The organism is Nocardiopsis salina YIM 90010, assembly GCF_000341025.1.
Lineage (GTDB): Bacteria > Actinomycetota > Actinomycetes > Streptosporangiales > Streptosporangiaceae > Nocardiopsis > Nocardiopsis salina.
The window spans coordinates 44,723-56,165 of the sequence record NZ_ANBF01000210.1 but is presented as its reverse complement, the minus strand read 5'-3'; the positions used below and the strand labels follow the sequence as shown (position 1 = coordinate 56,165).

Here is an 11,443-nt window from a genome sequence, read left to right as displayed (position 1 = left end):
CGGATGCGCAGCGGACTGGACGCCACCGGCGGGACCGCGCTCAGCGAACGGGTCACCACCGACCTGGCCCCGGAGCTGGGGCGCCTGGAGGCCCACCACCTCGTCTCGGACGCCTGCGCAGAGGCCGTCGAGACCGGACACGACCTGGTCGGGGTGCTCGCCGAGCGCCTCGACGGGGTCCGGACCCCCGACCGGATCCGCGCCCTGCTCGACCCCTCCGGCTACCTGGGGTCGGCCGGCCTGTTCACCGACCGCGTCACCGGCGCGGGCACGGCGGGGCGTAGCGGCAGCACGAACAGCGAAGAAGGACACCCTTGACTTACTCTCCTCCCTGACGGGAGGGGATTACGGAACCACTTACCGGTGGTTCGGGGCCCTCGCACGTTTCTGTAAGTCCAGCCAGGAAGGAGAAGGGCGTTTCCTCCCCGCCTGAAGACGGGGGTTTCCACGCCCGAGAACCCCATGAGCGTTGAACTCCACCACACCGTCAGCGGCCNNNNCCGCCGACATGTGGCAGCCGCAGGTCGAGGCGCTCTCGGCCCATTTCCGGGTGATCTGCTTCGACACCCGCGGGCACGGGGGCTCCCCCGTCCCGGACGGCCCCTACTCCATCGCCGAGCTGGCCGGGGACGTCCTGCGCCTGATGGACGACCTGGGGGTGCGCCGCGCCCACTACGCCGGACTGTCGCTGGGCGGCATGATCGGCCAGTGGCTGGCGGTGCACGCACCCGAGCGCATCGACCGGCTCGCGCTGCTGGCGACCTCGCCGCGCATGGCCCCTGCGCAGAACTGGCTGGACCGGGCCAAGCTGGTGCGGGCCGAGGGCACCTCAGCTGTCGCCGACGGGGTCGTGGACCGCTGGTTCACCCCCGCTTTCGCCGCGGAGCACCCCGAGCAGGTGCAGACCCGCCGCGACCGGGTCGCCGCCACCGCCGCCGAGGGGTATGCGTCGGTGGCCGAGGCGATCGCTGAGTGGGACATCGTCGCCGACCTTCCGCGCGTCGTGGCCCCGACCCTGGTCATCGCCGGCGCCGACGACCCGGCCACCCCTCCGGAGGGGCACGGTTCGACCATCGCCGAGCAGATCCCCGGTGCACGCCTGGCCGTGCTGGACCGGGCGGCCCACCTGCTCTCGTGGGAGCAGGCCGAACGGGTGAACACACTCCTGGTCGAGCACTTCACCGCCGGGGACCGGCATGCCGCGGGGATGCGGGTGCGTCGTTCGGTGCTCGGCGACACCCACGTGGACCGCGCCGAGGAGCGCAAGACCCCGTTCACCGAACCGTTCCAGGACCTCATCACCCGCTACGCCTGGGGTGAGATCTGGACCCGGCCCGGCCTGGACCGCCGCACCCGCAGCTGCATGGTGCTCACCGCGCTGACCGCGCACGGACACTGGGACGAGCTGGGCATGCACGTGCGCGCCGCCCGCCGCAACGGGTTGAGCGCCGACGAGATCGGCGAGGTGTTCCTGCAGGCCGCGATCTACTGCGGGGTTCCCGCGGCGAACAAGGCCTTCGCGATCGCTCAGGGGATCCTGGCCGAGGAGGCCTGACCTACACGGGTACGCCCCTTGCNGGAGCCGTGCCCTGGGCTCGGCTCGGCCCCGCGGACCGGTTCGCAGGGCGGGCCGGCTCCGTACCGGCCCGCCCGGGCCTCAGACGCCCGACCCCTCGGTGACCCGTTCGAGCATGTGCTCGGAGGACTCGCGGGCCCGCTCCTCCCAGGCGAACACGCACGAGGTCACCACCCCGTCGAACTCCACGTCCCGCAAGGTCCGGAAGGACTCCTCCCGGTCCACCTCCCCCTGGCCCGCGTCCCGGTGCTGATGGTTCCGGGCGGGGTGCCCGGTGGGTCGAGGACGTACCGGGGCTCCGAGGAGGCCCTGTGGTCGGAGGTGTCGGCCACGTGCACGTGCTCGAGCCTGTCGTACTCCATCATCCGGCGCACGTCCGCCTTGTCCTCCCCTGCCAGGTGCAAGGTGTGCGGGGCGCAGCGGAGGAGGGCATGAAGTCGAGAGTTCGATGCGCTCGTGCCCCGGGTCACCGAGACGGCCCGGGCCGTCTCGGTGACCGGCAGCTCCCGGAACAGGGTCGAAGGCGATCTTCACTGTGCATCTCCGTAGAGCGCGGGCCGCGGTGCCATACCGACCGGGACGACCTCACCGCTGTGCAGGGCCTGGACGGCCGCGTCGCACACGGCCGCCGCTGCGTAGCCGTCCCACGCGCCGGCACCCGCGGGCTCGGCGCCGCGGCGCACCGTGTCCACCCACTCGGTGAACTCGGCGTCGAACGCGGGGTCGAACCGGTCGACCCAGTCCTGGGGGACCTCCGTGCCCGCCGATCCGGAGGAGCGCACCACGGGCGCGGGCACCTCGGGCAGGCGCACCGTGCCCTTCTCCCCCACGATCTCGCAGCCGATCTCGTAGCCGTACTGGCAGTTGACGAAGACCTCGATGTCCACCCGCGATCCGTCGGCCATCTCCAGCAGGATGATCTGCGGGTCGACCAGGTGCTCGTGCCTCAGCGCGGTGCGGCGCGGGGTGAGCACCTGGGCCGTGGCCACCTCCTGCCCGGTGAGCCAGCGCAGGGTGTCGATCTCGTGGACGGCGGTGTCGCGGGCCTCCATCTCCGAGTGGTAGGCCTCGGGGACCGACTGATTGCGGTGGACGCAGTGCGCCATCAAGGGGGTTCCGAGGTCCCCGCTGTCCAGGACCCGCTTCATCTGCAGGTAACCGGCGTCGTAGCGGCGCATGAAACCCACCTGCACGAGGCGGGACCCGTGTGCGGCCTCGGCCTCCATGATGCGGTGGCAGTCCTCCACGCTGGTGGCCAGGGGCTTCTCACACAGCACCGGCTTGCCCGCCTTGATCGCGGCCAGGACGGACTCGGCGTGTGCCGGCCCCCACGAGGCGACCACCACCGCGTCCACGTCTTGGGCGGCGATGACCTCCTCCTCGCTCGACAGGACACGCGCTCCTGTCCCCTCCACTGCTCCGGCTGCACGATCGGCGTCGATGTCGGTCACCGCGACGACCTCTGCACCGCAGATCGACGTGGTGATTCTGCGGATGTGTTCGGCCCCGATCCATCCGGTGCCGACCACTCCGATCCTGACGGTCATCAGACCCACTCCTCGTTCTCTTCCCCGGAACGGCCCACCGTGCTGGGCCACCGCTCGTCTCGTTCGGGTCGCGCTCACTGGCCGCCGGTTCGGCCCTGTCGACCGGATCAGGGCCGCTTCTGATGGCGCGCCCCCAGTCCGCAGCTGTTGAGGTAGCGGCGGGTGCGTTCCGCGATCGGCTTGGGCACGTCGGGCTCGCACGGATACAGGTCCTGCTCGACGATGACGAAGACACCCGCGTCCACCTCGGCGAGCGCGTCGACCACGGCGGCCGGTGCGGGTTCGCCGGCGGGCGGCTCCACGCACACACCCCGCTTGACCGCCTCACCGAAGCTGAGGCCTTCGTCGTCGACCTGCTGGATGATCTGCGGGTCCATCTGCTTGATGTGCACGTAACCGANNCCCCCCCCCGCCGTAGGCGACGTGGCCGGTGTCCAGACACAGCGACACGAGCTCGGGGTCGGTGCCGTCCAGGAAGCGTTCGATCTCCGGCTGGGTCTGGATGTGGGAATCGGCGTGCGAGTGCAGGCGCAGGCCGACCCCGAACTCCCCCTGGAGGATGCGGCCCAGTTCGTCGGCGGAGCGTGTGAGGTTCTTCCACTGGTCCGCGTCCAGGTCCGGGGATTCCGTGAAAGCACCGGTCTTCTCGTCCCGGTACATGGGTGGGATGAAGACCAGGTGGCCGGCCCCGACGGCAGCGGTCAGACCGGCGACCGCACGAGCGGTCGCGACCGTCTCCTCCCAGTTGTCGGCGTTGTGCAGGTCCCCGAAGACTGTGCCGCCGCTGACCTTCAGGCCGCGTGAGCCGACCTCGTCGTTGAGCCGGTCGGGGTCCGTGGGCAGGTAGCCGTAGGGGCCGAGCTCGAGCCAGTCGTAACCGGACTCGACGAGCTCGTCCAGGAAGCGGTTCCAGGGGGTCTGGAATTCGTCCTCGGGGAACCACACGCCCCACGAGTCGGGGGCCGATCCGAGGACCATGCGGTCCTTGGCCGAGCCGGTACGAGGCGTGGTGTCGGTGACTGTCATCGGGGCAACCTCTCTGGTCTGCGAGGGCGGAAGGTCAGCTGTGGCTGGGGAAGTTGAAGGCGGCCTCGACCGAGCGGCCCACCCGGGGCCACCGGCTCGTGACGACCTTGGCGCGGGTGTAGAAGGCCACGCCTTCGGGTCCGTGGATGTGGGTGTCGCCGAACAACGAGTCCTTCCAGCCGCCGAAGGAGTAGTGCGAGTTCGGCACGGGGATCGGCACGTTCACACCGACCATCCCGACGCTCACACCGCGCTGGAAGCGGCGCGCGGCCTCACCGTCGTTGGTGAAGATCGCGGTCCCGTTGCCGTAGGGGTTGCCGTTGACGATCTCGAGCGCCTCGTCCAGGTCGCCAGCGCGCACCACCACCAGCAGGGGCCCGAAGACCTCCTCGCGGTAGACGTCCATCTGCGGGGTGACGTGGTCCAGGAGCGAGGGGCCGATGAAGAAGCCCTCCTCGTGGCCTTCCACGCGCGTCCCGCGCCCGTCGACCACGGCCCGGGCCCCCTGCTCGATGCCCGAGGCCACGAACGAGGCCACCCGGTCCCGGGCCTGGCCGGTGATGACGGGCCCCATGTCGTTGCCGCTGTCCTGGCCCGGGCCGACCTGCACCTCGCGGGCCTTGTCGGCCAGCACCTCCACCAGGGCGTCGGCCGCGTCCCCCACGGCCACGGCCACCGAGACGGCCATGCACCGCTGGCCGGCCGAGCCGAACGCACCCGCGGTCAGGTGGTCGGCCGCGAACTCCACGTCGGCGTCGGGCAGGACCACGGCGTGGTTCTTCGCCCCGCCCAGGGCCTGGACCCGCTTGCCCGAGGCGGTGGCCCGCTCGTGCACGTGCTGGGCGATGGGGGTCGAACCCACGAACGAGACGGCGTCCACACCCGAGTGGTCCAGCAAGGTGTCCACCGCGGTCTTGTCGCCGTGCACGACGTTGAACACCCCCTCCGGCAGGCCGGCCTCGGCGTAGAGCTCGGCGATCAGATTGGCGGCCGAGGGGTCGCGCTCGCTGGGCTTGAGCACGAAGGTGTTGCCGCAGGCGATCGCGATCGGGTGCATCCACAGCGGCACCATGACGGGGAAGTTGAACGGGGTGATGCCCGCGACCACGCCGAGCGGCTGGCGCAGGGAGAAGGTGTCCACCCCGCCGGAGACCTGGTCGGAGTAGCCGCCCTGCAGGGCGCTGGTGATCCCGCAGGCGTACTCGACGACCTCGCGCCCGCGCACGATCTCCCCGCGGGCGTCGTCGACGACCTTGCCGTGTTCGGCCGCGACCAGGCGGCCGAGTTCGTCCTCGTGGCGGGTCAGCAGCTCGCGCAGCCGGAACATGATCCGGGTGCGCTGGGTCAGGGAAGTCTGGCTCCAGGTCTCGAACGCCGCACGGGCCGAGGCCACGGCGGTGTCGACGTCGGAGGGTTCGGCGAGCAGGACGCGGGCCTGCTCGGATCCTGTGGCTGGGTTCCACACCGGGGCGGTGCGGGAGGAATCGCCCGTGGCGGGCTTGCCGTCGATCCAGTGCGCGATGGTGTTCACGGTCGTTGTCCTTGACTCGAGGCGGAGAACGCGCTCACAGGTAGTGGCGCTGTTGTTGCTTGTGCTCGTCGTAGACCCGGCGGGCCTCCCGGGTGCTGTCGAGCTCGGAGACCTCGCTGACCGGTACGTCCCACCAGCCGCTGCCCGGCGGGTTGGGCCCGTACAGGTCGGTCTCCACGTGCACGACGGTGGTGGTCTCGGAGGCCTTGGCCTCGACCAGGGCCTCGCGGAGGTCGGGAAGACCATCGGCGCGGATCACGTGCGCCCCGAGGCTCGCGGCGTTGGCGGCCAGGTCCACGGGCAGGACTCCCCCGTCCAGTCGGCCCGTGCCGGGGTCGCGGTAGCGGTAGCGCGTACCGAAGCGTTGGGAGCCCAGGTCCTCCGACAGGGCCCCGATGGAGGCGAACCCGTGGTTCTGCACCAGGACGATGACGACCTTGATCCCTTCGGAGACCATGGTCGCGACCTCTTGGGCCATCATCAGGTAGGAGCCGTCGCCGACCAGGACCACGACCTCGCGGTCCGGGGCCGCCATCTTCACGCCGAGACCCGCAGCGACCTCGTAGCCCATGCAGGAGTAGGCGTACTCCACGTGGTAGGTCTTCGGGTCGCGGGCCCGCCACAGCATCTGCAGGTCGCCGGGCATGCTGCCTGCCGCATTGATGATCACGTCGCGGTCGTCGAGTGTGTCGTTGAGGGTGCCCAGGACCGCCGTCTGCGCAGGCAGGCCGTCGCGCCCCTCGGCCCGGTGGCACCGGTCGACCTCCGCCTGCCAGGAGGTCGCGGCCTCCTCGGCCCGCTGCCGGTGATCGGCCGGAGCGTGCCAGCCCTCGAGCTCGGAGCGCAGGGCGGCCAGAGCCTCCCGGGCGTCGGCCACGACCTGGGTGGCGGCGTGCTTGGCCGCGTCCAGGCGTGCCACGTTGACGTTGACGAACCGGACGTCGGGGTTCCGGAACGCGGTGTGGCTGGCCGTGGTGAAGTCGCTGTAGCGGGTCCCCACCCCGATGACGACGTCGGCGTCACGGGCCAGGTCGTTGGCGCTGCGGGCGCCGGTCGAACCGATACCGCCCACCGAGGCCGGATGGTCCCAGGCCAGCGCCCCCTTGCCCGCGTGGGTGTCGGCGACCGGCACCCCAGTGGCCTCGGCGAACGCGCGCAGTTCCGCTTCGCCCCCGGAGTAGACGACCCCTCCCCCGGCCACGAGCAGCGGACGCCGTGCGCTGCGGATGGCCTCAGCGGCACGGGCGACGGCGTCGGGTTCGGCCGGGGGCCGTCCCACGTGCCAGACGCGGCGGCGGAAGAACTCCACGGGCCAGTCGAAGGCCTCGGCCTGCACGTCCTGGGGCAGGCAGAGGGTCACCGCCCCGGTCTCGACGGGGTCGGTCAGGACCCGGACCGCCGCCTGGGCCGCGGGGATGAGCTGTTCGGGACGGATGACCCGGTCCCAGTACTTGGAGACGGGGCGCAGGGAGTCGTTGACGGTGACGTCACCCGCACGGGTGTCCTCCAGCTGTTGCAGCACGGGATCGGGTGCACGGGTGGCGAACATGTCCGAGGGCAGCAGCAGGACCGGGATCCGGTTGGTGGTGGCCAGGGCCGCGCCGGTGACCATGTTGGTGGAGCCGGGCCCGGTGGAGGCCGTGCACGCAAAGGCCCGCAGACGGTTGTGGGTCTTGGCGTAGGCGACCGAGGCGTGCACCATCGCCTGTTCGTTGCGGGCCAGGTAGTAGGGCAGGTCCGCCTCGCCGGTGTCGGCGGCCTGCAGGAGCGCCTGTCCGAAGCCGGCGACGTTGCCGTGTCCGAAGATGCCCCACGCCCCGGCGAAGAGGCGCTGTTCGACGCCGTCCCTCTCGGTGTACTGCGCGGCCAGGAACCGCACCAGGGCCTGGGACACCGTGAGCCGTACGGTCTCACCCATCAGAGGGCACCTCCCCTGCCCTCGGCGGTGTACAGAGGCAGCCGGGGATCCACGGGCAGGTCCTTCCAACTCTGGCGGACCCAGCCGTGGCGGGGGTCGTCGCAGATGCGCCAGACCCGCTCGGGTCCCGGCCCGGCCATGACGTTCAGGTAGTAGAGGTCGTAGCCGGGCACCGCCATGGAGGGCCCGTGCCAACCGTGCGGGATGAGCACGAGGTCCTCGCTGCGCACCTCGGCCAGGACGTCGATCGGGCGGTCCTCGGTGCCGTAGACGCGCTGGTAGGCCATGCCCGGACCCTGGGGTCCCTCGGCGACCTCGAAGTAATAGATCTCCTCCAGGGCGCACTCGGTCTCGGTCGCCTCGTCGTGCTTGTGCGGCGGGTACGACGACCAGTTGGCCCCCGGTGTCACCACCTCGCAGGCGATGAGCTTGTCGGCCTCGAAGGCGTCCGGCGTGCAGAAGTTGTTGACCTGCCGGCTGCTCTGACCGGCCCCGCGCAGCTCCACGGGCACCTTCTCGGCGGGTCCGTACCGGGCCTCGAGCCTCCTCTCGCACCGCGCGGATGGGAGTGCGAACCGCCCCCCGGAAGAACTGGTGACCACAGCCGCGGCGTCCCGCGGCAGGTACACGAAGTCGGTGACGCGGTCGAAGACGCCGCTGCGCCCGGTGACCTCGAAGGTGTGCCCGTCCACGGTGACCGTGCAGCCGCCCTCGAGCGGCAGGACGAGGGTCTCGGAGTCACCCGTGGACAGCTCGTAGGTCCCGCCCGGTTCCAGCCCCAGGACGCACAGCCCCGAGTGGGCCCACCCGGCCCTCTCGGGGGTGACGACGGTCCGGAACGGCGGTTCGGCGGTGCTCAGGGCCGGAAGATGGCGCTCGTTCGTAGTGTTCACAGCAACCCCACTGCGGTGTCGACTGCGGCCTCGACGTCGTCGTCGGCCGGGTACAGGAGCGAACGGCCGACCGTCAGGCCGATGGCGTTCGGTGCTTCGAGAGCCTTGGCCCACGCCGCGTAGGAGGCCTCCGGGTCGCCGGCGACCTCGCCCCCCAGGAGCACGGTGGGCAGGGTGGTCGCGGCCAGGACGTGTTCCATGTCGTCGGTCGCAGGGAGCTTGAGCCACGTGTGGGCCGAGGAATGGCCGATACCGGAGGCGATGGCGACCGAGCGGGTCACGGCGTCCGGGGACAGGTCGTTGCGGAGCACCCCGTCGGACCGGCGGGAGATGAAGGGTTCGACCATGGCCACCCGGTGGGCGTCGTTGAGCGCGTTGGTCGCCCGGGCGCAGCTCTCCATCGTCGCCGCGGTGCGCTCGTCGTCGTAGTCCAATCGCATCAGCATCTTGCCGCCCTCCAGGCCGGAGCGGACGATGCCCTCGACGGTGTAACCGGTGAACCGGTCGTCGATCTCCCACCCGGCCCCGGCCAGTCCGCCCCGGTTCATGGAACCGAAGACCGACTTGCCGTCCAGGGCTCCGAGCAGGAGGAGGTCCTCGACGATGTCGGCGGTGGCCAACACGCCGGTCACGCCGGGGCGGGACAGCGCCGTGCACAGCCTGTCCAACAGGTCGGCGCGGTCGGCCATGGCCATGGGCCGCGCGCCCGACCGCAGGGCCCCGCGGGCCGGGTGGTCGGCCGCCACGATCATCGCGCGCCCGTTGGCCCCCACCGGTGAGGCGGGGCGGACACGGCGCTCGGCGGCCTCGGCGATGGCCCACGGGCGGTGCAGCCTGGTCCGGATGATCTCTTCGAGACGGTCAGCCGGCATGGGCCACCTCCCCCAGGGACTCCCACACCTCTTCGGTCGCGGGCATGGCTTCCGAGCAGGACAGGCGGGAGGCGACCAGGGCCCCGGCCGCGTTGGCGAACCGTGTCGTGCGCTCCACGTGCCATCCGGAGAGCAGCCCGTGGCAGAGCGCCCCGCCGAAGGCGTCGCCCGCGCCGAGGCCGTTGACCACGTCGACGGTCAGCGGAGGCACGCGGTGGGAGCCGGAGTCGTCAACCGCGAGAACCCCTTCGGGGCCCTGCTTGACCACTGCCAGGGACAGTCCCGCCTCACGCCCTCTGCGGGCGGCCTCCTCGGGGTCGCGGGTGCCGACGGCCGTCTCCCACTCGTCGAGGTTCCCGCAGGCCGTGGTGGCCATCGACAGCGCTTCGGCGGCCCATCGGCTCGCCTCTTCCCGCGAGTCCCAGAACATCGGCCGGTAGTCCAGGTCCAGGACGGTGTGGCCGCGCCGCTGCCTGGCGCGAAGGGCCTCCAGAGTGGCCGATCGGCTGGGTTCGCGGCACAGTCCGGTGACCGTGGCCCAGAACAGGTCGGCGCCGGCCACCGCGGCCAGGTCCAGTTCGTCGGCCTGGACGAGGAGGTCGGGGGCGGGGTCGCGCCCGTAGAAGTACAGAGGGAAGTCGTCGGGCGGGAAGATCTCGCAGAACGTGACGGGCGTGGCCACTCCGGGCACCGCGCTCACGAAGCGGTCGTCGACCCCGTAGCCGCGCAGCGCCTGGCGGACGAAGCGGCCGAAGGTGTCCTCACCGGTCCGGGTGACCACGGCCGAGGAGCGCCCGTGGCGTGCGGCGGCGACCGCGACGTTGGTGGGGCTCCCGCCCAGGAACTTGCGGAAGGTGTCGACCTGGTCCAGCCCGACCCCGATCTGCTCGGGGTAGATGTCGACGCCGACCCGGCCCATGGTGACGACCTCCAGCCGGTCGTCGGGGCCGGGGTTGGGCGAACTGTTCACGGTGTCCTCCGTGGAAAGTCGGGTCGGTTTGCTCTCGTGGCTCATGGCCGCACCTCGCTCACGCGCACGGGGCGGCCCAGGCGGCGGGAGTGCTCGGCGGCCTCGGCCACGAGCACGGCTTCCAGCGCGTCGGCGACCGTGCACGGGCTGGTTCCTCCGTCGCGCACCATGCGGACGAAGGCCGCGATCTCGGCCTCGTACGCGGGGCGGAAGCGCGACCAGAACTCCTCGCGGGGCTCGCCCGCCGGGAAGTCGGCCCCGGGCTCGGCCGAGCGCAGCGGGGCGTGGGCGTCCAGGCCGACGGCGAGGGTGCCGCGCGTTCCGGCCAGTTCCGTTCGCACGTCGTAACCGCCGCCGTTGTAACGCGCCCCCTGGAGGGTGACGAGGGTGTCGTCGTCCATGCGCAGCACGGCGGCCGAGTTGTCCACGTCCCCGGCCTCGGAGAAGTGGTCCGCACCCCGGTTGGCCCCGAAGGCGTGCACCTCCACGACCTCACGTCGGGTGATCCAGCGCAGGGCGTCGAAGTCGTGGACGTGGCAGTCACGGAAGATGCCGCCCGAGGTGGCGATGAAGGAGGCCGGCGGTGGCGCCATGTCGCAGGTGACCATGTGGACCCGGTGGAGGTCACCGAGCTCGCCCTCCCGGACTGCACGGTGCGCTCGGCGGAAGCCCGCGTCGAAACGGCGCTTGAACCCGATGTGCACGGGGACGTCGGAACGGTCGACCGCGTCCAGGACCTCGACGGTCTCGGCGACGGTCGGTGCGACGGGCTTCTCGCAGAAGACCGGGAGCTTGTGGTCCACGCCCTTGCGGATGAGCCCGGGGTGGGCCGGCGTGGCCGCCGCGATGACGAGGGCGTCGATCGCGTCCGGTACGAACAGGTCGTCGACCTCGCCGACAGCCTGTGCTCCCACCAGTCGTGCCGTGGCAGACGCACGTTCGGGGTCCGAGTCGGCCACAAGGAGCTCGTCCACATCGGGGGCGGCAGCCACCGCTGCGGCGTGGGACTGTCCGATCCGTCCCGCCCCGACCAGGCCGATGCGCATGTTCCACCTCTTCTCCTGCGGCCTCGCGGGGCGCTCGCCCCGATACGTGACCATGCTCACCGAG

The 11,443-nt window shown here is 71.5% G+C and carries 8 protein-coding genes and 2 pseudogenes; 2 read left to right on the top strand and 8 right to left on the bottom strand.

Annotated elements, in window-relative coordinates; genetic code table 11:
- Positions 1 to 318 (top strand): annotated as a pseudogene (locus D474_RS0123995) (3-carboxy-cis,cis-muconate cycloisomerase); the annotation flags it as partial.
- 190 nt (positions 319 to 508) lie between these two features.
- Positions 509 to 1,555, top strand: coding sequence for a bifunctional 3-oxoadipate enol-lactonase/4-carboxymuconolactone decarboxylase PcaDC (gene pcaDC, locus D474_RS29895; protein WP_239647166.1), 1,047 nt, complete (start codon positions 509 to 511; stop codon positions 1,553 to 1,555).
- A gap of 551 nt (positions 1,556 to 2,106) precedes the next feature.
- On the opposite strand, the gene D474_RS0123980 is transcribed toward pcaDC, so the two are convergent.
- The 8 genes and pseudogenes from D474_RS0123980 to D474_RS0123945 all read right to left on the bottom strand — a co-directional run bounded on the left by D474_RS0123980 (position 2,107) and on the right by D474_RS0123945 (position 11,379).
- The gene (locus D474_RS0123980) at positions 2,107 to 3,123 is read right to left on the bottom strand and encodes a Gfo/Idh/MocA family protein (RefSeq protein WP_017616027.1); all 1,017 of its coding nucleotides are present in this window, start codon (positions 3,121 to 3,123) and stop codon (positions 2,107 to 2,109) included.
- Positions 3,124 to 3,230: 107 nt separating this feature from the next.
- A pseudogene (locus D474_RS29885) lies at positions 3,231 to 4,149 on the bottom strand (sugar phosphate isomerase/epimerase family protein).
- A gap of 34 nt (positions 4,150 to 4,183) precedes the next feature.
- Positions 4,184 to 5,680: a CoA-acylating methylmalonate-semialdehyde dehydrogenase gene (locus D474_RS0123970; RefSeq protein WP_017616026.1), complete on the bottom strand. Its 1,497-nt coding sequence runs from the start codon at positions 5,678 to 5,680 to the stop codon at positions 4,184 to 4,186.
- A gap of 34 nt (positions 5,681 to 5,714) precedes the next feature.
- Entirely contained in the window at positions 5,715 to 7,598 is a 1,884-nt protein-coding gene (iolD, locus tag D474_RS0123965; RefSeq protein WP_017616025.1) for a 3D-(3,5/4)-trihydroxycyclohexane-1,2-dione acylhydrolase (decyclizing), read from the bottom strand.
- Entirely contained in the window at positions 7,598 to 8,491 is an 894-nt protein-coding gene (gene iolB, locus D474_RS0123960) for a 5-deoxy-glucuronate isomerase (RefSeq protein ID WP_017616024.1), read from the bottom strand. Before iolB ends, iolD begins: the two co-directional genes overlap by 1 nt.
- Positions 8,488 to 9,363: a Cgl0159 family (beta/alpha)8-fold protein gene (locus D474_RS0123955; RefSeq protein WP_017616023.1), complete on the bottom strand. Its 876-nt coding sequence runs from the start codon at positions 9,361 to 9,363 to the stop codon at positions 8,488 to 8,490. The genes iolB and D474_RS0123955 overlap by 4 nt, the downstream gene beginning before the upstream one ends.
- The gene (gene iolC / locus D474_RS0123950) at positions 9,353 to 10,378 is read right to left on the bottom strand and encodes a 5-dehydro-2-deoxygluconokinase (RefSeq protein ID WP_017616022.1); all 1,026 of its coding nucleotides are present in this window, start codon (positions 10,376 to 10,378) and stop codon (positions 9,353 to 9,355) included. Before iolC ends, D474_RS0123955 begins: the two co-directional genes overlap by 11 nt.
- Complete coding sequence (locus tag D474_RS0123945; protein WP_017616021.1) at positions 10,375 to 11,379, bottom strand: Gfo/Idh/MocA family protein; 1,005 nt, start codon at positions 11,377 to 11,379, stop codon at positions 10,375 to 10,377. The genes iolC and D474_RS0123945 overlap by 4 nt, the downstream gene beginning before the upstream one ends.
- Between the last annotated feature and the right edge of the window lie 64 nt (positions 11,380 to 11,443).